At 63.4% G+C, this 22,796-nt stretch carries 17 protein-coding genes and 1 pseudogene; 6 read left to right on the forward strand and 12 right to left on the reverse strand.

What is annotated here, in order from left to right; genetic code table 11:
• Positions 1–119 precede the first annotated feature (119 nt).
• The 4 genes from AO501_RS33710 to AO501_RS33725 all read right to left on the reverse strand — a co-directional run bounded on the left by AO501_RS33710 (position 120) and on the right by AO501_RS33725 (position 5,675).
• The gene (locus tag AO501_RS33710) at positions 120–1,355 is read right to left on the reverse strand and encodes a L,D-transpeptidase (RefSeq protein WP_156298760.1); all 1,236 of its coding nucleotides are present in this window, start codon (positions 1,353–1,355) and stop codon (positions 120–122) included.
• A 1,049-nt stretch (positions 1,356–2,404) separates the two neighbouring features.
• A complete protein-coding gene (locus AO501_RS33715) occupies positions 2,405–3,766 on the reverse strand; it encodes a PPE family protein (protein ID WP_055581909.1) in 1,362 nt (453 codons plus the stop codon).
• Positions 3,767–3,816: 50 nt separating this feature from the next.
• Positions 3,817–5,211 carry a PPE family protein, SVP subgroup gene (locus AO501_RS33720; RefSeq protein ID WP_055581910.1) on the reverse strand — a complete coding sequence of 465 codons (1,395 nt, stop codon included), beginning with the start codon at positions 5,209–5,211 and terminating at the stop codon, positions 3,817–3,819.
• A 113-nt stretch (positions 5,212–5,324) separates the two neighbouring features.
• Positions 5,325–5,675, reverse strand: coding sequence for a zf-TFIIB domain-containing protein (locus AO501_RS33725; protein ID WP_081286479.1), 351 nt, complete (start codon positions 5,673–5,675; stop codon positions 5,325–5,327).
• 732 nt (positions 5,676–6,407) lie between these two features.
• Here AO501_RS33725 and AO501_RS37615 point away from each other — a divergent pair.
• Entirely contained in the window at positions 6,408–6,563 is a 156-nt protein-coding gene (locus AO501_RS37615; protein ID WP_156298756.1) for a hypothetical protein, read from the forward strand.
• Positions 6,563–8,164, forward strand: coding sequence for a GTPase domain-containing protein (locus AO501_RS33730; RefSeq protein ID WP_055581911.1), 1,602 nt, complete (start codon positions 6,563–6,565; stop codon positions 8,162–8,164). The genes AO501_RS37615 and AO501_RS33730 overlap by 1 nt, the downstream gene beginning before the upstream one ends.
• Positions 8,165–8,385: 221 nt before the next feature.
• Here AO501_RS33730 and AO501_RS33735 read toward each other — a convergent pair whose 3' ends face one another.
• Both AO501_RS33735 and trhA read right to left on the reverse strand, forming a co-directional pair.
• Positions 8,386–9,015, reverse strand: a complete 630-nt coding sequence (locus tag AO501_RS33735; RefSeq protein WP_231513659.1) for a sensor domain-containing protein — start codon at positions 9,013–9,015, stop codon at positions 8,386–8,388.
• Positions 9,016–9,227: 212 nt separating this feature from the next.
• Positions 9,228–9,968 carry a PAQR family membrane homeostasis protein TrhA gene (gene trhA, locus AO501_RS33740; protein ID WP_055581913.1) on the reverse strand — a complete coding sequence of 247 codons (741 nt, stop codon included), beginning with the start codon at positions 9,966–9,968 and terminating at the stop codon, positions 9,228–9,230.
• A gap of 783 nt (positions 9,969–10,751) precedes the next feature.
• Here trhA and AO501_RS38585 point away from each other — a divergent pair.
• Both AO501_RS38585 and AO501_RS33750 read left to right on the forward strand, forming a co-directional pair.
• The gene (locus AO501_RS38585) at positions 10,752–11,117 is read left to right on the forward strand and encodes a hypothetical protein (protein ID WP_156298810.1); all 366 of its coding nucleotides are present in this window, start codon (positions 10,752–10,754) and stop codon (positions 11,115–11,117) included.
• A 213-nt stretch (positions 11,118–11,330) separates the two neighbouring features.
• Positions 11,331–12,827 carry a hypothetical protein gene (locus AO501_RS33750; RefSeq protein ID WP_197048315.1) on the forward strand — a complete coding sequence of 499 codons (1,497 nt, stop codon included), beginning with the start codon at positions 11,331–11,333 and terminating at the stop codon, positions 12,825–12,827.
• A gap of 131 nt (positions 12,828–12,958) precedes the next feature.
• Here the strand turns inward: AO501_RS33750 and AO501_RS33755 are convergent, their stop codons facing one another.
• Positions 12,959–13,918, reverse strand: coding sequence for a cation diffusion facilitator family transporter (locus AO501_RS33755; RefSeq protein WP_055581915.1), 960 nt, complete (start codon positions 13,916–13,918; stop codon positions 12,959–12,961).
• Between the two features lie 230 nt (positions 13,919–14,148).
• Between AO501_RS33755 and AO501_RS33760 the strand changes: the two are divergent.
• A pseudogene (locus tag AO501_RS33760) lies at positions 14,149–15,443 on the forward strand (DUF2252 domain-containing protein).
• Between the two features lie 259 nt (positions 15,444–15,702).
• On the opposite strand, the gene AO501_RS33765 reads toward AO501_RS33760, so the two are convergent.
• The 3 genes from AO501_RS33765 to AO501_RS33775 all read right to left on the reverse strand — a co-directional run bounded on the left by AO501_RS33765 (position 15,703) and on the right by AO501_RS33775 (position 18,728).
• Positions 15,703–16,425 carry a sensor domain-containing protein gene (locus AO501_RS33765; protein ID WP_082659011.1) on the reverse strand — a complete coding sequence of 241 codons (723 nt, stop codon included), beginning with the start codon at positions 16,423–16,425 and terminating at the stop codon, positions 15,703–15,705.
• 364 nt (positions 16,426–16,789) lie between these two features.
• Positions 16,790–17,467 carry a YoaK family protein gene (locus tag AO501_RS33770; RefSeq protein WP_055581921.1) on the reverse strand — a complete coding sequence of 226 codons (678 nt, stop codon included), beginning with the start codon at positions 17,465–17,467 and terminating at the stop codon, positions 16,790–16,792.
• A gap of 595 nt (positions 17,468–18,062) precedes the next feature.
• Positions 18,063–18,728, reverse strand: coding sequence for a cation transporter (locus AO501_RS33775; protein ID WP_197048314.1), 666 nt, complete (start codon positions 18,726–18,728; stop codon positions 18,063–18,065).
• 206 nt (positions 18,729–18,934) lie between these two features.
• Here AO501_RS33775 and AO501_RS37620 point away from each other — a divergent pair, with 206 nt between their 5' ends.
• Positions 18,935–19,177: a hypothetical protein gene (locus AO501_RS37620; protein ID WP_156298808.1), complete on the forward strand. Its 243-nt coding sequence runs from the start codon at positions 18,935–18,937 to the stop codon at positions 19,175–19,177.
• Positions 19,178–19,394: 217 nt separating this feature from the next.
• Here AO501_RS37620 and AO501_RS33780 read toward each other — a convergent pair whose 3' ends face one another.
• Together AO501_RS33780 and AO501_RS33785 are read right to left on the reverse strand one after the other, a co-directional pair.
• A complete protein-coding gene (locus AO501_RS33780; protein WP_055581916.1) occupies positions 19,395–19,802 on the reverse strand; it encodes a hypothetical protein in 408 nt (135 codons plus the stop codon).
• Between the two features lie 650 nt (positions 19,803–20,452).
• Positions 20,453–22,687, reverse strand: a complete 2,235-nt coding sequence (locus AO501_RS33785; RefSeq protein ID WP_055581917.1) for a SulP family inorganic anion transporter — start codon at positions 22,685–22,687, stop codon at positions 20,453–20,455.
• Between the last annotated feature and the right edge of the window lie 109 nt (positions 22,688–22,796).

Below are 22,796 nucleotides of genomic sequence, written 5' to 3' on the forward strand. Positions count from 1 at the left end.
TTCACCCGCCATCGGCAACCCACGTCCGATTGCAGCCCGAGGCCTTCGGCCTCAAGTCGCCTCCATACCGTCTAGCCCCATCGCGCGATGTTTCCACGTAGCTGGTGCCCGTGCTCGGGTTACCTCTGTGCGCTGCCGGCCAACCACAGGTCCCAGGGCACACTCCAGTCGCCGTTCTGCCCGATGGCTAAGGGCGCGCCTCCGGTGTTGCGGACCTCGACGACGTCGCCAGGCTGCGAAAACGAAAAAAACCAGCGGGCGTTGGCGGCGTTGAGGTTCAGACAACCATGGGAGACGTTGGTGTTGCCCTGCGCCCAGACCGTGTCGTCGAGTTGGTGCAGGTAGATGCCGTCGGGGCTGATCCGGGTGGCGTAAGAAATCGTCTCGCGGTATCCGAGGCGGGAATTAATCGGCAATCCGTAGGTCGAGGAGTCCATGATGACGGGGTTCGCTTTGTCCATGACGGTGTAGATGCCGGGTTGGGTCCAGAAGCTGAATGTGCGACCGCCGATGGTTTGGCTGCCGCCCATACCCATGGAGGTCGGCATGGTGCGTACCAAGTTCCCGTTGTCGTAGACGGTGACCTGTTTGGTGGCATTATCGGCGATGGCGATGTGGGCCTCACCGATGCGGAAGCTGACCTGGACGTCATCTTGGCCGTAGAGCCCCTCGCCGAGCGCTTTGCCGTACAGGTCGGCCGTAGCGGTAACGCTGGTCCCCGGCGGGTAGTAGCGCTGCGGGCGCCAGTGGGCCGTCTGATTGTCGACCCAATTCCACGCCCCGTCGACGGGCGGGTTCGTGCTGATCCGCAGAGACCGTTCGGCGGCGGCGCGGTCAGGGATGGCTTGATCGAAGCGGGCCACCACCACCGTGCCCACGCCATAGGTGCCCTCGTCACGCAGTGGGGTGTTCGCCGTGGTGGTGAGCCGCACCGCGGTTTGCCCACTGGGCACCACGGTGGAAAAGCTTGAAGTCCACGTGGTGGTAGTGGAATCTGTGCCGCGTCCGGAGGTTTTTAGCGTGTAGGTGCGGCCGTAACCCAGGGGCACGGCGGGCTTCCACATCGTGTTGTCCGGCGTCAGGACACCATCGATGACTTTGCCGGTCTCGTTGACCATTTGCACCGCGACCAGCACACCCGTGCGAGCAGTGACAAAAATCGGGGTTAATGGATCGACATCGTGGCTACCGGGTGCAGGATTGACGGTCACGGTGGCCGGCCCTCGCGGCGGCTCGCTCGCGGCAGGCGCCGCATCTCCAGGCGCTTTGGTATGCGGGCGCTGCTGCGCAGCGCAGATAGCGGGCGACGCGGCCACGTCGATTAACACCGCGAGAACAATCACCCGCACAGCGATGCGCCACCCACCTCGCCTGGTATCTGTCGCCGCGCGCCACGTGCTGACCAGCCCGCGGTTGCCCCTCCGTGTTCTCACCAAAATGTCACGGTCTGCACGACGGCGTGCGTCAGGCGGCCGATTTCAGGGCCGCGGCCAAGTCGCCAAGGAAGAGTACCGACCTCATCAGCCCCGCAGCCGTGCGCCCGGTGTCGCCTTGAGCAGAACGGTCGGTCACTGACCCGGTGATTCAACCCGACGTTGTCAGCCTGGGTTCGCATGTCGGGCGAAGGGCTTAGTTGGTACAAACGCAAGACCTTCCGAGAGTCCGAGTTCCACGTCGGTGCTGCGAGCGGGGCCACCGGGCGCATGTTGGTCCCGAATAGCACACCGACAGCTGAGAACCCCAAACGATGGGGGCTCGTTAGCGGTAGTCGGTGCAAATCCAAGAACGGCGCAGAAAATCACTAACCAACCGATAATGATTTTCGTAATCATTCCCATGCATTCCTTGATCGAGTGCTTCTCTCTCACTATGGGGCTGCCCTGGTCAGCGCAGCCAGCATGTCGAACACAATTCGGGGTAGACAGCTCTCCGGGCGGTCAAACGTATTAAATGATATTTGACTGATGACATATCTTAAATCTACCGGGCCAGTACATTTCTAGAGCCTTCAACAACCTGACCGCACCGCGTAATCGGTTAGTATTTTACACGAATCAACAGTTAGGCCTCTGTGGTCCTGGGGGCGGATCAGGGCGTTCGCGATGACTGAAGCCGAGTCGTCGGCTGGGGGTACGTAGATGAGTTAGTTGGACTTGCACAGGTAGATCGAAATCGTCGCGCCATCCCCAAATTACAAACGATTATCAATTCCAAATAAGCAGAAATTGATAGCGGCCTAGGCATGGCAAGGGTTAGTCGCCCGTCACTTCGTCTTCGGCGCCCACCAATTGCGATAAGGCTTTCTGGCCCCTGCGGGCGTGTTCCGGACCACCACGAAAGACGGACAGTCGATACGGGCGGCCGAGTCGCCCGGACGGCATCGCGCTGTCGATCGCCGACTGACTTACTGCCCGAACGAGATTTCGAGCAGTCTCTTCTTCTGCTCGGTGTATTCCTGTTCGCTCAGCCGTCCAGCGGCGCGCTGCACGGCGATGTCGCGGATCGCTGCGGCGACGCCAGTCATGACGGTCCGCGGCGCGGGCGAGGCCTCGGCGTCGTCGGACGGTGCGTCCTCGCTGCGGCCGGTAAGCCGCGCCGGCCTGGCGTTCTTTTGAACGTTCGCGACAGCTGGCGGGCCGGCCGTGGCTTGTCCGGCCATTCCGCCGATTCCCATCTGGTTGAACGTGTTTGCCGCGCCGAATTCTGCTGCCGGCCTTGCTGCGGCGTTCGCGCTCGACAGCGGTGTTGTCAGCGCGGTCGGGCGTACTTCGGGTGCGGCGACGGTCCAGCTCGGCGGCACCGATAATGCCCCGACCATGTTCGCCTTGCCCAAGGCCGCTGACATCGTCGGCGCAGGAAGCCCGGCTAAGGATAGGTTCGGAAGGGTCGCACGAAACGGCTGCACAGGTGCCGGTCCGGTACCCGGCCATGCCTCTTCCCCGTTCCAGCCGCTGACCGTGTCGTCGTCAACGAGACCCGACGCAGTGCTGAAAGCGGAGAGAGGAAAATCCCCGAATCCAGTCAGCAGGTCTGTTGGTAAGACCACGAAAAGGTCAGCCAAATCGGCCGGTGCAAGGAGAAAGACTCCGCTTAGGATGGCCAGCGTGCTGAGCGGGTCGGCTTGGGCCGGTGCCGCCGCCGCGGACAACGCTTGCGGCACCGCCGATAGGGCACCGGTCTCGGGTCCGGCCGCGGTGCCGATTTGGCTGACCGCGGCGGCTTGGCTGGCCGTCGCGCCCGGGTCGGTGTTCTGCTGCGGAGAGGTAAACGGCGTGAGCACGACCGCGGTTGATGACGAACCTGCGTAGTTGTACATCGCCAGGGTGTCCTGCGCCCACATCTGGGCGTAGAGCGCCTCGGTGGCCGCGATCGCCGGTGTGTTCTGTCCTAAAAAGTTGGTCGCCACCAGCACCGCCAGCAGGCTGCGATTGGCGGCGATCTCCGGCGGCGGCACCGTGGATGCGAACGCCGCCTCGTAAGCGGCGGCCGCCGTCCATGCCTGGGCGGCGGTTTCCTCGGCTTGCGCGGCGGTGGCGCTTAGCCACTGAACATGACATTCGGCGGCGGCACTCATGGCAGAGGACGACGGACCCAACCACGCCTCTTCGGTAAGTACGGACACCACAGTGTGATATCCGCTGGCCGCCGTATACAGCTCGTCGGCCACACTCTCCCAGGCCTGCGCAGCGGCCAGCATCGGCCCGGGTCCCGGACCCGCATACATCCGACCGGAGTTTATCTCCGGCGGATAGATCCCGAAATCCATTGCTGCGCAGACCTTTTCTCGATGACCGCTACATTCGCCCGACAGGCGGTTCAGCGACCGAGCAGACGGTTCTTCTGCTCGGTGTATTCCTCGTCAGTCAAAATTCCCTCGTCGCGCAGCTTGGTGAATTCGCGAAGCTCGGCCGCGACTCCGGTGACCACAGCCCGAGGCTTGCCCTTGGGCGCCTCGCCGTTTTCGCCAGGTGCCGCATCCTCACCAGCGGTCGTTGCAGTTCTGGCGCGAAAGCGCGCCTCCTTGACCGCCTTATCGCCGCGCCGACCGGTGCCAACGGTTCCGGCCATGGCCCGTCCGGCCATGCCTGCCAGTGCCATCTCGGTAAGCGTGCTGCCTGAGCTGGCTCCCGCCGCCGGTACGGCGGTGGCGCTAACCGCCGTCCCACCCAGCGCCGGCAGCGTGTACGAGATCGGGCGCACCGACGGGGTGGCAACGGCCCAGGTCGGTGGCACGGACAAGGCGCCGACGGTGCTGGCCTCGCCCAGACTGGCCGAAAGGCTTGGGGCTGGCACCGTGCCTTCCGGCAAGTTAAGCAGCGGCGCCGGGAACGGCTTCACCGGTGCCGGCTCAGTACTCGGAAAGGGCTCCTCGCCCGCCCAGCCGCTGATGATCTCGTCGGTGTGAATACCCGTTCCGGTACCGATGATGGACACCGGAAGACCGATCACCCCGACCACACCGGAAGGTACGCCGACCAGAAAGGTAGCGAAGGCCGCTGCTATGCCGAAGGAAATGGTGAACAGGTCGGCCAGCGTGCCCAGCGAGTCCAGTGGGGCCGCCGTGGCCGCTGCCGGGGCCGCCGCGGCACTCTGCAGCACGCTGGGCACCGCGGAGAAGGCTTGCTGGACCGTGTTCTTCACGATGCCAGCGGCCTGGCCGCCGGCTTGGTTGGCCAAGCCGCCCGGGCTAGTGGTCTGCGGGGGTGGGTAGAACGGGGTCAGCGTCGTCGCCGAGGCTGACGACGCTGCGTAGGCGTACATCGCCGCCAGGTCCTGGGCCCACATCTCCCCGTACTGTGCTTCAGTGGCCGCGATCGCCTGAGAGTTTCTTCCGAACACATTGGTCGCGACCAGGGTCATTAGCTGACTGCGGTTGGCCGCCACCATCGTCGGCGGAACCGTCGCCGAAAACGCGGTTTGGTAGGCAGCAGCCGCGGACTTGGCTTGAGCGCCGGTTTCTTCGGCCTGTGCGGCGGTGATTCGCAACCACGTCGCATACGGCGCGGCCGCAGCGCTCATCGACGCCGACGCCGGCCCCAACCAGGGACCAGCGGTCAATCCCGATACCACCGCTTGGTATGAAGTGGCCGCCGAATGCAGGTCGGCGGCGAGCGCATCCCACGCCTCGGCCGCGGCCAACAACGGTCCTGCCCCAGTACCGGTATACATACGGGCAGAGTTGAGCTCCGGCGGATAGCTCCCGAAATACATGGCTCGTTGCTCCTTTAATGCACTGCCGTCAGGGTGAACTCATCGGCACGGCTCGAGGTGCTGCGAACCGCGCCTGGGACGCTGCGCCGCTGCGGCGATACGTGGTCATGTGGTCAGTGGTGGCCGCCGCGACTGCCTCCGTGCCGGCCGCCGGAGTACCCCTCACCGAACAAGCCGCCCAAGAATCCTCGTTGACGGGGACCTTCGATGTACCCCGGCTGAACCGCATACTGCTGTGGGGGCGGATAGGCCGGCGCTGGCGGCTGGGGTTGCTGGGCCGCATAAAACTTAGCCTCGGCCTCCGAAAGTTGTTCGAGCTCGCCCCGGTCAAGAAAAACGCCGCCGCACCCGGTGCATTGATCGATCGTTACTCCAAAACGCTGCACCGGCAACATTTGCGACACACACCGCGGACACAGCAGCGTCGACTCCCCTATGTCCGTCGCCCCGCGCTTATCCTCCATAAGCCCTCCCTGCGTCCACGGCAATCGCCTCTTTCGAATAAAAAGGATAGTAACATGCGCATGTTTGAATTTGAATGTTGACCGCCGCCGCCTCGCTGCCCTTGTCCAGCGGGCAGGGATGCCGGTAGGGATCCCGTGGGAGTCCGCGGCGTTGCCCAATCTGCCGAAGGGGGGCCCGGCGGTCCGTTCCGGCTTGAAGCTACTTCGCTCCGATCAACGCCGATGCCTTTCACGGCCAGTTCAAATTCGGAGGATAAGTGACTTTTCTGTGTCGCTGATCCGGGACACTCTGGATTAGTGGTTGGACCTTGTGTTAACGACGGTCCAAACCTAGGCCAGGGACGACGGGGTACATACCACCGGTACGGCGAGGTACGGCAATCAACATAGTTCGAGGTGCAGCCGTTGAGGGGGTGGGCGTGGGCAACGTTGTGCAGGCTGTTATCGCCCTCGTCGACAGTAGACGATGACGAAGGTCAACACCGTGATTGCGACAACCGTGGCGAGGACCGTTGTCCCGATGATTTGCTGGGTGTCGCTGTAGCGGGGTATGTAGTTGGGTTCTGCGGCTAACCATCGCTCCGCTGGTGTGCTCATATTGGTGGCCGTCGGGGCGAGATCAGCCGATCTGACTGGGAGAGAACGGTTTCCGAAGCTATCTCTGCTGTTGAGCAGCAAGCGATTGAGCGGGTAAATGAACTTGCCCATGGTCCCGATGGCCCACTGACATACGTGACCGCACAGTGCGACAAACTCGAGGTTGAACACAGCACCTGCCTCAAGAGCCAGACCGATGCGCACTCGGAGGCGGACAAGCTGAGTCAGCGTCTCCACGTCATCCAGAAGCTACTCGAGTCGTTCGACGACCTGGGAAAGGAACTCAATTAATGGGTGCGCGAATCGATCCCGATAAGGCGCGGGCGTGGCTGGACGACATCCCAGGCGCGGCGTTAGGTAGTGAAGCAAGCAGTCAATGGCAGAGGTTCGCTGCGTCCGCGCTGCCGGTCGTCACCGTCTACGGCGCGTATGACACCGGCAAGAGCTCCCTACTCCGGAGGCTCATCGTGGACGCGGAAGCCCAAGTGCCAGAGTGGCTTACCATTAGTGCGCGCCACGAAACCTTCGAAGTCAACGTCATTCAGGCAGCCGGATGCATGTGGCGTGATACCCCCGGATTCGTTACCGGACGCGACGACGTCCGCTCAGATATGAACACCGAGTTGGCCAATAACGCTATCGACCTCACCGACGTGGCGGTGGTTGCGGTAACGCCTCAACTTGCCACTGCCGAGTATCCCGCGCTGCGCAAGCTGGTTGCCCGGGAATGGGTTCAGGGTTCGCTTTGGTTCGTCATCTGCAGATTCGACGAGGCGGGCGTAGACCCGGAAAGTGATCCCGAAGGGTACCGCGCACTCGCCAACCGGAAGACAGATGAACTGAGGCGGGCACTCAAACTCGGCGAAACAGTACCAGTGTTCGTCGTGTCTCAGGACTTCGCTCAGATGGCGGGATCGGAGCGCAACCCTGCTTCGGCGGTCTGGGACGAGTTCAGAGAGTGGGACGGGACCGACCGGCTCAGTCGAGCCTTGGCCGAGCTTGGATCGTCTAATATCGACACTTTGAGAAGCTCGGCGGCGCAAAGATTCTGGAGATCTCAACTCGCGGAATCGCTGGCTGGCCTCCGCTCCGAGGTGGTGAAGTACGCAGAGCAAAAGCACTTCGCCAAGGAGAGTCTACAGCACCGCATGTCATGGTTGGCGCAGCTGGACGTCTTGAAGAGATCGGCTGAGGCCGATCTCAAGGGGCGGGTCTCTGAAACCATTGGCGCGGTTGTAGACGATCAAAGATGTGCTCACACAACGCAATTGGCGTTGAAAGCTGGGGTTGACCTTTGGTATGCGACGCACGAGCGAAATGTTGACAAGCTACGACACGACGTCGATGCCACGACGAAGGTTGAGCGCCGACGACCGTCGTGGCATCAGCTGGAGGGTCTGGTCCACACGGTTAGGGACGAATCTGACGCCAAGGCGACAGCGGCCGACAACGCAGAGGTCTTCGCCAGCGTAGTGAGTCGAATCTCAAAGGCCGCGCTGACTGCGCTCACGGAGTACGAGAAGATGAGCGTTCCCAAGAGTTCGGGACCGGTCGCGGGGCGAGCCGCCGCGGCAGTTTGTCACCGAGTCGCTGTCGCATCCGCCGTCGTTCCTGTCATTGGTCAGCTGGCCTCCATTGGCGAAGGTCTGCACCGGGACAAGGTGAACCAGGGTGAACGCGAACGACGTCGGGAAGCAGCGGTCGCCGAACTCAACCGAGTGGGAGAACGCGTCACGTTGATCGCCCTGGGGAAGTTCGATCCGGTCATCGACGCAACACGGCAGTTAATCATCGACGTGACGGCTGACCAGGCCAACATGTGCGACGGTCTGGATAATCTCGTCAGGGAACTTGATGTTCTGATCAAGTCAGGAGAGGCAATTTTGGGTTGACATCGTGTTTCCGGCGCTCGGCCGCAGAACTGCGCCAAGTTTCGTCCTATGACGTCAGTGAAACGGTGGCAGGCCACGACGTGGCGGACGTGGGTAGCGTTGTTGGCCCACAACTAGCTATCATGCCCGATCTTGGTTTCGAACGTCCCGATGGTCCGAACACTATAGTAGTGGCGCGGATTTTGCGGTGGCTCAGCGGAGCCGCGCAAACAGAAAATGCGCTATCTGATGCGATCGGTGACGGTCTGTAGAACGGCCGTTGCGATCTGCTCCGCTGGTTCAACGCCCGCCACGCCAACAAATATCATAACCGAATTTTTCACGCGATACAGGTGCGTCCAGCCCTGAGCAGCAATCCTCAGGGTCGGGGAATCATGGTGGTCTAGGGAAAATGCGTACTTCGGATCGTGCAAGGCAAGACAAGCCGTCAGCAATGACTCCAGCTGATCGAGCGCTTGGTGCGCCGCATGCCAGTTCGGGTAGACCGCAACAGCCTGGCTGACCGAGCCGAACGGGGCGATTCCGCTCGGGGCTATGTCGTCGGCGACCCTGCTGTATCCCGCGCTGCGAAACGTCGACCAACCACCGACGAAGGTCAGATCGCTGATACCCACCGCCCGGCAGGGACCCGGAGCGTTGACATCTCCCGGCGGCGGTCGACGAAGGTCGGCGCCTGCACGCGCAGTGAGCTCCTCGTCGTTGGCGATGCGCCGCACGTCCTCGACGCTGACGATCAACGCCTCGACACTGGGCGGCGCATTGCCCGGCTTGGCCGTGCTGGGATGCCAGCAACCGGTAAACGCTGTAATTGCACAGCAGAAAACAAAAGCCGATCTGCACGTTTTGGCAATAGCGGCCACGGTCGGTCGGCGCTCAGGCACACTCGCTGGCGATGTCACGGTATTGCGAAGGTATTCAACGTCGTCATCCACAGCCCTTTCATCGGCCTTACCTGCAAGCCACCAACCCGGGTCGCCGGGGCTGCGAGGGCATTGTCACTGGCCATCGAGTGCCCCACGGACGCACGGCGGATGGACTAATGCCCGACAAAATTCGGGGTGTTTTAGAAGACCGCGAACCACATGGCGATGTAATGGCAGATCGCCGCGACTGCGGTGCAGGCATGGAAAACTTCGTGATAACCAAACGTCGACGGCCACGGGTCGGGCCGACGCAGTGCATAGGACAGAGCACCAACGCTGTACAGGACGCCGCCGACCGTCAGCAGCACCATCGCGGCCACCCCGGCATTGCGAAGGATCAGACCCGTGTACCAGACCGCCACCCAACCCAGCAGCAGATACAGCGGCACGCCCACCCAGCGCGGCGCCGTCGGCCAGAACACTGTCAGCGCGATTCCGGCCAGCGCTCCGCCCCACACGATCGCCAGCACCACATGCTCAGTCGCATGCGGCATAGCCAGTCTGGCGAACGGTGTATAGCTGCCGGCGATAAACACGAAGATCATCGAGTGGTCGAGCCGCTTCATCCGTGCCCGAATGGTCGCCGACTGCCAGTGAACTCGGTGATAGACGGCACTAACAGTGAACATCGCCACGGTCGCCGCGACGTATGCCAGCGTCGCGAGCCCGGCCCGTCTGGATTGCACCGCCCACGACACCGCTACCAGCGCCGCGCCCGCGATGACAGCCCCACCGGCGCAGTAGACATGGATCCAGCCGCGCAAACGCGGCTTGGTCAGCACATGGACGGCACCCTCGGCGGCAGGTTCGGCGACGTCCTCGACAACGGCGATCGGCTTAGACAGCTCAGACCACGGCGCGGCGTCGGTGTGATCGCTCATATCCCTCCCCCGACCCTCGGCCGATAAGTACCGCCGACCCGTTGTTCGCTACGGTGATCCGGCCTTTTTGAATAGTATCCCCCGCGCCCAAAGTAACCGCCGCAGTAACCTGAGAATGCGCAATGTCGACCGCACGCTCGTTTCTCGGGCGACGAGCGGGCTCAGCTCCGGGGCCAGAAGCGTTTTGAGTGCGAGTGTGCAGCGCAGCGACCAGGCGACAATGGTGGCGCTGCCAGCGTCGCCTCCGACGCCATCGACACGTTGGTGCCCAACGACGGCGCGGAAAAATGGGTCGCTTCCGGTTGCCCGGGTAATCATCGACCTGGGAGCGCACGACTGAAATTGCGCGGTGCTACTAGTTGCATCCGGACAACGACAGCGCGTAGAGCGCAGCGTTGGCCTGGCGGTGACCGCCCCAATTGAGTCGGTGGCGGACGGTTTTGCCGGTGGATGCCGGATGGGGCAGACACTGCACAGTTTTGGCCCAGGCGGCCTCGGTGCTGATTCGGTGGGGGTTGTCGCCGGCACGATGAGCATCTGGGCTGCGGTGCGTCGCCGATCCCCATTGCAGCAGTGACAGTCCAGCGCACGGCGATGATGGCCGTCTGCGCCAGTGAGGTTTTGGTGAGCGTGCGCTAAATAGCGGATGAAAACAGCGAAGCCGCAACGTCAGGACCTGACCAATCTCTCCTGGAGTGCTAGCGTCGAAGAGTCATGAAATGTGAGGCCGTTAATCGAAACTCACGAATGCGCTACCTCGTCGCTGCGCTGACAGCAGCATGGATGGCGTTGGCAGTCGTTGTCCTCGGCGCCCATGACGGCACCCACAGCAGCGTGCTCTGTTTGCAGCTCAGCGCCCGCCCCGCACCGCAGGCGCCGGCAAGATCCCCGAGTGCTCACTCCGCCTACGACACCGATAACCAGCATGTGCACAAGAGGTCGCCCACCGACCATCACGAGCCGCTGTCGGTGACGGCGATGCCACGATCGGCGGCGGCGTGGGTAATCAGCTGCGCAGCCGCAGCGCTGGGTGCGGTCGCGGCTGGATGGGCCCGGGCCGGCGCTTTGGGCGGGCGCGGTCCTCATGGCTCGGCGCTCGTGGACACCGGGCAAGACATCTTGGCGCGGTTCTGCTTGTCGCGTCGCTGACCGGTCAGCGGCAGGTCGTCGTGCCTTGCGCCGACGGTCGGTGATCATTCACTTCTTCACGGACCCCCATTGCGGCGCTGGTGCTTACCGCTGATCCCACGATCGGCCGTTGACCTGGCAGGTCGCTAATGCGGCATCCGGTCAGACAACAAACCGCCTGGGTGAGATGAATCCCCGTCGATGGCGGTCCTATCACCACTCGAGAGGCTCATGATGTCCACCACCACAGTTAGTCACCCCGACACCACCAGCACGCACCCGGACCCCACCAGCACGCACCTAGCCACCACAAGCACGCACTCCGCCAGCACCAGCACGCACCCCGACAGCGCGGTGTCCCTCACCGTGGTAGCGGCTGCCGCCGGCCGAATCCGCCTGCGCTTCAGCGGCTCTCGACTCGACCAGGCCCGTGCACGCAGGATCCAGGACACCGTCGGGCACCTTACCGGAGTCCGGGACGTGCAGATTTACACCAAAACCGCATCAATTGTGATCTGGTATTCCTCGGCGTGCTGCACCAGTGCGGCCATCCTGTCCGCCATCGAAGACCAGGAACACATCTCAATCACGTCGGCACCCTCCCGTGTCCCGCAGTCCGCGGACGACAGTGAGCCGGGGGCCTTGAAGCACCTCATTAACTGGACAGCGCGAGCGCTCGCCGGTCACCGCGATGACCCGACACCGGCTGCTCTCACGGTGCTGAGCAGCAGAGCAACTCAGCGTGACGCCGAGGACCGCACCGACGGGCCGCAGTCGCTGTGGATGAACGTCAAACTGCAGCGAGCCGCGTGCTCTGCGACGCTGTTGACCGCCTCGGCCCTGTCTACGTGGATCATTCCGCTCAAGCCCGTGACGCTGGGATTGAAGGTCCTCGCGCTGGCGCTAGGGGCTTCGACGTTCGTGCCGCCTACCCTCAAAGGATTGAGCCAAGGCCGCGTCGGCGTGGACACCCTGACCGTTACCGCTGCGCTCGGTGCCGTCGGGCTCGGCGACATCGGCGGCGTCGCCAAGTTGGCATGTCTGCTGTCGATGAAGGAGGGCTTGGATGAGTACTCCGCCGCACGCGAGAGCCGCAGCCTGCATGCACTGCTCTCGCTGGCCCCCGATCACGCCACGGTCGAGCGGGACGGCATGCAGACGGTGGTGGCCGCCGCGGATTTGCGCGTCGGTGATCAGATGATCGTCCAACCCGGGCAGCGCCTGGCCACCGATGGCATCATTCGCGCCGGGCGCAGCGCCCTCGATCTCTGTGCGATCACCGGCGAATCGGCGCCCGTCGTCGCCGTACCCGGGGACCACGTGCGCGCGGGATCAACCAATGGGCACGCAGCGCTGCGGGTCGAGGTCACCGCGACGGCCTCGACCAACTCCCTGGCACGCATCGTGCACGTTCTGGAAGCCGAACAGACCCTGGAAGCTGCAGGCAAGCAGCACGCCGACCGCGCCGCGCGACCGCTGATAGCCGGCCTCGTCGTCGCTGCGGCGCTAGTCGCCGTCAGCGGAAGCCTCTACGGCTCCCCGGCCGTGTGGATCCGACGTGCACTCATGCTGCTGGCCACTGGGGCGCCCTACGCGCAGGACGCCGCCAGCCTGCAAAGCCGGCTCACCGTGGACAAGATCCACACGCTAGCCGCTTCGCGGCCCATGATCATCGACGCCACCGAGCAGGAACCCCACACTAAGCAGCCCCTGACCGCCGCCGTCGCCTAACCCCCCAACCGAAACTCTGACCCCGCCCGGACGCCGCACCGGCGGCCAAACCGATCGAGGTCTCCGCCGAACTCAAAGCGTTGATGCGTCGCCTCAAGCTGGGCTGGGCGGCGGTTGTGACCGAGGCTTCTTCAGAAGCCGGTCGACGTCTCCTGGTGGTCGGCGGGTTCGACCTGGATGGTGGTGTGGGTGACGCCGTAGTGTTCGCTTAAGAGTCGGCGGCTCGCGTCGAGCACGGCGTGCCAGTCGGCGCCCTCGGTGATCAGGACATGCGCGGTGGCGGTTTCCATGCCGCTGGTGACTGTCCAGATGTGCAGGTCGTGGACTGCATCGACACCGGGGATCGCGGCGAGGTCGCGGGCAGCGGCCTCGACGTTCACGCCCGGAGGTGCGACCTCCATGATGATGCGCAACGCCTGACGCATGAGCTGCCAGGTACGTGGCAGGATGAACAGTCCGATGGCCGCCGCCACGATGGCGTCCACGTAGCGGAATCCGGTGACTGTTATCACGATCGCCGCGACGATGACGCCGATCGAACCGAGCATGTCGGACAGCACCTCAAGGTAGGCGCCCTTGACGTTGAGGCTCTCCTTGGCGCCGCGGGTGAGTAGCTGGAAGGAGATGACGTTGACGACGAGGCCTACCGTCGCGACGATCAGCATCGGTATCCCAAGAACCTCCGGGGGGTCCATGAAGCGCTGCACCGCCTCGTAGAGCACGTAGAACGCGACGCCGAACAGCAGGAGCCCGTTGATGATAGCGGCCAGCACCTCCAGTCGGTAGGTGCCGTAGGTGCGCTGCCCGGCGGCGGCCCGCTTCGCTAGGTGGATCGCAGCCAGCGCGAGCCCGAGTCCGAGCACGTCGGTACCCATGTGGGCGGCGTCGCTGATCAGCGCCAGCGAGGCGGTGACGAGGCCGCCGACGAGCTCGACGATGGCGTAGGTCGCGGTCAACGCGAACGCGATCGTTAACGGCTTCTGGTGGCGCTGCCCTGCGCTCCCGATCCGCGGACCGTGCGCATGGCCGTCGCCATCGGGGTGCCCAGGCGACGTGGCGGCGGCTTCTTCAGCGCTGCTCGATGATGCCATCGTGTGGTCTCCGTCCCAGTCAGGTGATGCCCTCGAAAAGTGTCAGCCACATTGCGGCGCTACGCGCGTGTCCTAATTCGCTCGTCGAGGTGGGACTGCGCGTGCAGAGAAACGGTATCGTCCGGGTCAAGAGCGCGTCGATGCCCCGGGCCCCTGGGTAGCGTGCATGCAGTGGGTGGTGGCGATCAAGGCCAACATTGATCAGGAGGTCTCTCATGCCGGGAGAGTGAGTGGATTCGCGTGAGGCGTATGCGCGGGGGCGGGCGTTGCGCGACGCGGCTGATCCCGCGGTTCATCGCCACGTCGTCCTCGCCGACGCTCGGCCCTCGGTGGCCGACTACGTGGAGGCGAGCAATGAGGGTCGGTTGCCGGAGCTGATCCCGCTGCGTGTCGAGAGGATGTCGACCTCGCCGTTCGCGTTCTTCCGCGGTAGTGCCGCGTTGATGGCTGTTGATCTGGCCGCGGGGCCGCGCAGCGGTATGACCGCCCAGTTGTGCGGGGACGCGCACGCGGGGAACTTCGGGCTCTACGGCACCCAGGACGGCCGGATCGTCATGGACATCAACGACTTCGACGAGACCGCGCCAGGTCCGTGGGAGTGGGATCTCAAACGGCTCGTCGTCAGCCTCGTGCTGGCCGGCCGACTGGGTGGAGTCTCCGAGAACGGCTGTCGGGACGCCGCCCACGACGCCGCCCGCAGCTACCGGCGCACGATCGCCCACCTCGCGGAACTACCGTTTCTCGAGTCTTGGACCGCGCTGACCGACGACTCCATGCTGGACAGGGTCAAGGCCGACGCCCTCCTCGACGACTTCGCCGCTGCCGCCAAGAAGGCTCGGAAGAACACCAGCGCCAAGATCGCAGCCCAGACGACCCGCACGGAGGCGGAGCGTTGGCGTTTCGTCGCCGACCCGCCGACGTTGACCGAGGTCAGCGCTGCCACCGCGGACGCCATCGCCGCGGCGATCCCCGACTAGGTCGACACGCTGCGCGAATCCCGCGCCCACCTGATGGCGCGTTACCAGTTCTGCGATGCGGCGTTGCGTCTGGTGGGCACCGGCAGCATCGGCCTTTGCACCTATGTGATCTTGTTGCACGGCAACGGTGATGAAGCGCTGATCCTACAGGCCAAGCAGGCTCGCCCGTGCCCCATGACGGCGAACGGATCGTGCACGGCACGCGGCTAGTGCAAGCCGAGACCGACATTCTGCTGGGCTGGACCACCATCGAGGCCCGACCCTTCATCGTGCGGCAGTTCCGCAACCGCAAGGGCTCCATCGAGGCCAGTGCGCTCAAACGCGACCACCTCGACGACTACGGCCGACTGGCCGGTGCGCTGCTCGCGCGGGCCCACAGTCGGTCGATCGACCCCCGACTCCTGGCCGGCTACTGCGGCGACACTGACGAGTTGGACGACGCGTTAACCGCCTACGCGACCGCCTACGCCGACCAAACCGAATCCGACCACGCCCAACTGACCGCAGCAGTGAACGCTGGAACCATCTCCGCCACCGCCGACTGTTGATACCGCGCTTCGCTGGTTCGTGCTGGAACATTCGTCTCGCCGATGGCCCAGGAACTCGATCTGGCGATCGTCGTGGGCGGCTTCGGCGTGGGGTTCGCCAGCTATGCCGACCTTCTCCGCGCAACGACTCCGTTCTCGGGGGAAATCGCCTATCCGGGTGGGCGATTTCGGTTACGCGATGGGATGCGGATACCGGGCCAGCGTCGGCACCATCCACCGAACGGCCGACACGCAGACCCGCTATCCCGAATGCGTCTAACTAGATTCGTTCGGCGATTACCTGCAGCACGTCGGTGGCGATCCGCTCTGCTGGTTCAATGCCCAACACGCCGACCGACATCAACACCGTATTCTTCCAGCGGTACAGGTGGCTCCAACCTGGAGCAGTGATCTTCAGGGTGGAGGAATCCGGGTGGTCGAGGGTGAAATTGTAGTTTGGGTTATGCAAGGCAATACACGCTGTCAGCGATGACTCCAGCTGATTTAACGCTTGGCGCGCCGCGTGGGTGTCCGGGTACACCGCGACGGCCTGACTGACTGAGTCGATCATGGCGTTCCCGCCGGGCTCGAGGTTGTCGGTGACTCCGCTGTACCCCGCGCTACGAAACTCGGACCAGCCACTGGCAAACGTGAGGTCGCTGGTTCCCGCCGCGCGGCAGGGACCCGGAGCGTTCAAGTCTCCTGGCGGCGGCTGACGCAGGTCAGCGTGTGACCGGGAGGTGAGTTCCTCGTAGTTGGCGATGCGCCGTACTTCTTCGACGCTGACAATCAACGAATCGACAGCTGATACCGGCGAGGTGCTCGTCTGAGCAGGTGTGGTGTCACGCGAGCACCCCGTGATCGTGACAACTACTGCGCAGGCGACGACGAAGACTGACCTAGTAGCACCGGCAACGGTGGTGCCAATAATCGATGGTCGCCTCTTCGGCCAGCTCGCTCCACCAAATGTCTCGTTTTTGCGTGATGAGCTGTCCGGCTCCATCGTTCAAGCAACTTTCTGCGGTCTTGCGCCCGCGGTCGGTGTTGCGGAAATGCACGTTTTACAGACGAGCTCGCTGGCTCTGTCTGCGCCCCAGTCAATATCATGAGAGCGCACGTCCATATCAGCATTCGGGTAACAGACCTCCCGGTGTTGACACCGGTGGGCGAAGGCTGGCGTGCTCAGCCGATGGGTCTTCGACGGTACGACAAATCTGCATCGATACGCCCGATGCCGCGGCGGCCCGGCACGATCGACGACTGGTATTCACGTGTCCGGGTTACCGCTCGGCGGGCAGCAGGGCAGGTTTCGCCCGCGACTCCTCGGCGCACCGTCGCGCGCTCGTATTGCACGGGGAGCGGGCTGGTTATTGCCGCAGGGCACGACGGTCTGCATGAAAATGGGTGTACCCGCTGGCCAGCGCACACACGGAAGCGGCGACGGCGAGCATCTGGGATCCGGTGACCACCAAGCTAATGCAGCCGCCGACGGTTGCGCCCGCGATGAAGCTGGTCCAGAGAAGGAAATAGCCGAGCCAGTCGGCGGCGCGTCCGCCGCTGAGGTGGCGTTCGATACCTTGACCTAGCTTGACCAGCGTTCCCGTCACATAGCTCAGGGGGATCGACACTTCGCCGTTTTTGACAAATGCGGTATTCAATGCCCCGATTCCGAAGGCAGCAAACAACACTGGCACAAACGAGACTTGATTGGTCGACCAGCCATCCACGCCGATGTCGACGGCGGCGGCCACCAAAAGGGATATGGCTGTCAGCACGGTCGGGCCGTGCGGATGAGCGAGCCATAGATGCCGTCGACACAGCGATGCGATGACGACGCCCGAGACGAAGCACACTAATATCAGTGCTGCTGCGATCGACAGCCACTGTTCGTCGCGAAAGAATCCTAGGATTGCGCGCTCGCTATTTCCGGTCATGAAGGTGACAAAGTAACCGGCGGAGTGGGTGAACGCTGCCGCGCCGATCAACCCTGCCACCGCGGCCAGGACCCACGACAGCCTCGTCTCACTGGAAAAGATCTCGCGCACCGCAGGCTCCTGTGGCGCTGGTGTCTGTGGGCGTGCTACGGGACTCAACGTTCGGTCGGCTTCAATCAAGGCGACGAGTTCGGCATCGTGCACCACCGGGTCCCCGCAGTCGGTGCATTGCGGGATGGTGACCCTAACGTGTCTTCGCGGATGAATTTGCGGTGCACACCGTACACACCGCAGCATCAACTCCCCGTGCGCGTGAGACCTATTATCTACCATTTGAACAGCAATCCTCCCCTGCAAGCATTAGCTGCATCTCGTACTAATGGGTCAATGGCTACATGCCTAGGTTGAAACACCTAACCGTCGATCTGACGGCATCATCGGTGTGACGGCGCTGCCGATGCCGCTCAGAGTGCCCCGCGAACCGTTCGGGCGAGCTGGCAACCCTGTGGCGCTCGGTGGACGACGGTTGACCGCGGGCGCGTGGTGGTCCGAGTACTCCCCCTGACTGCCACAGCGGCACGCAATTTGTGATCATGTTGGCTCCTATCCGAGTGAGTAACGTCGTCACGGCTAGCGGCCGTCGGCGACGGTGCGAACAGAGCGGACGGGTTCGCGGCAAAGAGCCGATCTTGCAGTGCCAGGTGCTTCAGCATCCGCAGTCCTCGCCGCGCCAAGACCTGACGCCTTGCCAGATTGCGATTGCGGCGATGAACAAACCAATCGTCGGGTCCAGCCACCACCCGCCGGGCCACTCGACGGTGACCGCCAGACCGACCAGAACCGCTGCCGCCTCGCCAGCGCACAAGTAATTTTGGAAGCCTTTGCCGACGGTAGCTGCCGAGCCCAACCGGGTGCCGAGTTTGTGTTGAGCGCGGCCGAGGATCGGCATTTGCACCAGCGCGACAGCGGTCAGCACGATGCCGATCGGAGCGGTGTGGGTTTCGTGTTCGCTGAACAGGTGGTTGATTGACTCGGCAGCGATGTAGGGGGCGGTCAGCCAAAATGACACCGCCACGCCACGCTGGGCGCGCCGTTCAGCGGTGTCGGATAACGTACGCCAGCCACTGAACCGCCACATCACAATCAAGCTGCCCAAAGCCTCAGGGGCGCTGCCCAGCGCCCACCCGGTCAGCGCAATAGAATCAGCCATCACCCCCTGCCACACCCCGACCGCACCCTGGACTACCACAAAAACCAGGCTGACGAAGGCCAGCCCTCGTGCCCACCGCGCGGCCTGATGCCACCCAGCGTCTCGCTCTGGGACTAGGGGAGCTGAATGCGTTTTGGCACAACAGGAATCGTCGACGACGATAGTCGGATCGCCGGGCGAATCTTGAGGGATCACGAGGCGCGCATTCTGCTGACGAGGTCCTCGACCCGAGCTGTACGTAACGGCCCCCTGTAGCGGGGCAACCCCCCAAGAGTCTGCTGGTATCCGATCGCGGTCATGATCGCCTCTCGCGGCGCAACGGGGCGCGCCTGCTGGTGTTATTTGCACGGGTCATAGGGATACAGCTGGTGACACAGACGCCGTACTGTCGGCAGGCCGCCGGGGGTGTACGCGGTACGGCTGCCCTGCATGTCAGCCACCAACATGTCGGGGGCGACTCCCGCTGTGTGGGCGTCGACCGCCCCACCTCGGTGAGCCGGCGCCACCATCGGGTTCCCGGCGGCGGGCCGATCCCGATCGTCCGCTCGTCGACCAGCAAAGGGTGCATCTGCAGTGTGGTGGTGTCAAAAGACATGTTTGTCGTCCTCTAACTAAGTTCCCTGCGACTCACCCCACCAAGCCCGAATTAGGCGCCTCAGGGGTGTGCCGATGGCGGTGACAGCCGCGATAGTGGACCTCAGAAGTGCTTGACCCGATCGCCAGATGCTGGGTCGTCCTGCGGGTGCGGGATTTAAGTCACGCGGCTATCAACTGGGTTCGCTGATCACCGGTTGTGGTGCTAGTGCTCCACGACCTGACGCTGTCCGATCAGCGGCGAGACAGGCAGAACCGCGTCAGAACGTCTTGACCTGTCCTCGCCGTGGTGAAACCGCAAGGCGGGCCTCGCCCGGCAGGCACCACCCGATCAGCAAACAACGCGGCGACGGTACCCACCAGCGCGAGCATCCCGAGCGCGACCAGTGTGGTCGTCCACCGTGGGTCAACCGCCGTCGCGAACACTTTGGGCCACTCCGACGACGACCCTCGATCGACACGGGTGTGATCGGCGTTGACGGCCACCGCTTTGCCTAGGGAGGCGGCGGCGGTGTGCGCTGTGTCCGTGGCGGCGGTCACCGACCGCTGCAGCTCACCGACCCCGCCGACGAGCAGCCACAGTACGGCCGCGATGGCGATGACCGATCGCGCCGATGGCTGTCTACCTCTGTTGCTAAGCACAGTGCCTCAAATGTAGCAGCGCACGCAGCGCAGACAAGAGACGTTATAGCTTTGACGCCGTCCGTGTCGAAGTGAAAACGACGGTCAATTCACCGCTGGCGCTGACCCTGCGGGCGTGCCAATCGCAAGCGCATTAGGGGCGCCCGTGTTGATGCCGGGCCAAAGGTAGGCCAGTCGCGACCCGACACTGCTAGTCCCCTTTTCGACCGGCCGTCAATAAGGCCGGTCGGGGCCGGCTCCAATCGAATAGTGCGTAGCCCCTTCGGTGCCTCAGGACCTCGGTGTCCGTCCTTGACGATCCTGGCTTTCGGCAGTTCATAAGCGCTTCGCGAATATTCGGCTTCTCGCGTAGGTCGATTCGGGCGCTGATCGGCGGGTTAGCAGTCGACGAACATATTGCTTCGAAGGAATCAACTTCAGAACACATTTGTAGGCCTACTGCCGTGGTGCGCCGCCGAGTGACCATCGTACTGAGGATGTCGTTGACGCGTGATAGGGTGGGGGCACGGCTGCGCTGATTCTTGTTGCGCTCGGCCATGATTCGGCATCATCTTCGTCCGCTCCCGTGTGTGTGCATCGTGGCATCGTCGCACCCCGGCTACCGAGTTCGGTGCTGTTGGCAGTTCGCCGTTGGTCCCGCACACGTAGTATTACCGCATGCCAGCCGGGCCCGGAGGGCCCACGAGGCCGTTCTGATCCACCTCGTAAACACGGGCGGTCGAGACGTTGAAAAACATGCCGACGACCTGTAAAGCACCTGAAGCCACGGCGGAGGCCAACATCTGATGGCGGGTCAGCCATCGCACCTGCATGGCCACGTTCACGATGCCCAGCTGGTCAACATCGTTGAAGCCGCTGGACTCGGCGCTGCTGCGTGCCGGATGGCGATTCTGGTACGCGGCGAGACTGTCGTGTGCATGGCCGAGCCAGCGGCCCATGGGTGTCGTCGCTTGATCTGTGGTGTGCTCCAGCAGCGCCGTCATCGCGCCGCAGGATGAATGTCCGCAGACGACAACCGAACTCACGCCGAGCTGGTTGACCGCGAAGTCGAGTGCGGCGTCGACAGATCCGTCGGCCGAACCTTTCGCTACCAGGTTGCCGACATTGCGGACCGTGTACAGGTCGCCGGGCCCGCTTGCGGTGATGACATCTGGCGGGATCCGTGCGTCGGCACACGTGAGGAACATCGCATCCGGGTTCTGTGGTTCGGTCCGCTCGGCACCCTCGGGGGGCAGCGCCGCGAGAATGCTGCGGTGGTACTCATCAACGCCGTCGAGAATCGATGCGTCACCGTCGCGATGGCGGTGGCGCCGCGGAATAAGGCCTACCGACCGCGACGTAAAGTGCCGCTTCGGCGGATCCGTGTGTGCATGGTGCAGCTTCGCCAATGAATTTTCAACGATGATGACCGCTCCACCGGTCGCCTCGTGGGCGCGTTTCCAATCGGAGATGGCCTCCGAAATTGAATGATCGATGTAGTCGGCGTTCAAATTCAGCGTCACTTCAGACCCTGGCGGCAGGCTTGACAGCACCTTCGTCAGGCGCGGCAGCAGCAGAAAGCTCAGCGTGCCGTCGATATCGACACGCCACTGCTTTAACGTCTCGCTGCCATACGGCTTGGCCTCGATGGGTGCGCGTATCACCCGGAACAACAGGAAGAGTACTGCGACGGCAAGTCCGATGCCCACACCTTCGAGCAAATTGAGGAACACCACACACACTATGGTGATGACGTAAACGGCGAAGTTTCCTGTGCGCCAAGCAACTTTGATGTGAGCCAGCTTGACGAGCTGGACACCGATCACGATGAGCAGGCCGGCTAGCGCGGCCTTGGGAATGAGTTCCACCAGGTTGGTGAACAAAGAAGCGAACAGCAGGATCCATATGCCGTGCAGCACCGTCGACATCCGGGTGCGGGCGCCGGCGGCCACATTGGTGGAGCTGCGCACGATGACGCCGGTGACCGGCAGCCCGCCGAGCAATCCTGACATCATGTTGGCGCTGCCCTGCCCGATCATCTCCCTGTTGTAGTTTGTGCGTGGACCGTCGTGGAGCTTATCGACACCGACCGCCGAGAGTAGTGATTCGACACTGGCGATGAGGGCGATCGTGAGGATACCGATGGCTATCGCGCTCGACTCTTGAACCCATGTCTTTCCTCCGGGGGCCGTTCGGGGAAGACTGGGCAAGCCGATGGCGTCGAAGAAGTTGCCTGACAGGGTGATTGGCTCGGCCGCCAGCCCCGCAACGATCGCGAACGCGGTCGCTGCCACGATGGCCACGAGTGCGCCAGGGATGCTACGGACTTTGGGGGGCAGCTTTGACCACAACAATAAAATGGCGATCACCAGTCCGCCGATGATTACATCCGGCAAATGGTGATTGAGCACGCCCTTCGGCAACGCCTCGAGGTTCTGCCACGCGGACCCACGCGAGGCACCGCCCAGCAAGACATGAATCTGCTGCAAGACAATGGTGGCACCGATACCGGCCAGCATGGCGTGCACCACCACGGGAGCAATGGCCAGCGCAGCGCGAGCCACCCGACTCAGGCCGAACACGATCTGTAATGCACCGGCGCCAATGGTCATCAGGCACATCATCGGCCAACCGAGGTCCTCGATCAGCCCAACGACCACCACGGTAAGACCCGCGGCCGGGCCGCTGACCTGCAGTACCGACCCGCCAAGGGAACCGGCGACGACGCCACCCACCACCGCGGCGATCAAACCGGCCATCAACGGTGCCCCGGAGGCGATGGCGATTCCCAGCGATAGGGGCAACGCAACAAGGAACACGACGAGCGACGCGGGGAGGTCATGCCGCAGAATCTGCAGGATAGAACCGGATTTGGATGCATCGACAGAATTAGTGACGAAGCCGATAGTAAATCCACCACACGAAAACCGTCAAGGCGACGGCTTGACTCACGAAAAGTGCCCGCGAAACGCCCTCGGTGCCTCACATAAGAATGCCCGCGAAACGGTGACCGTC

Source organism: Mycobacterium gordonae (assembly GCF_001417955.2).
In the GTDB taxonomy this organism is placed as follows: domain Bacteria; phylum Actinomycetota; class Actinomycetes; order Mycobacteriales; family Mycobacteriaceae; genus Mycobacterium; species Mycobacterium gordonae_B.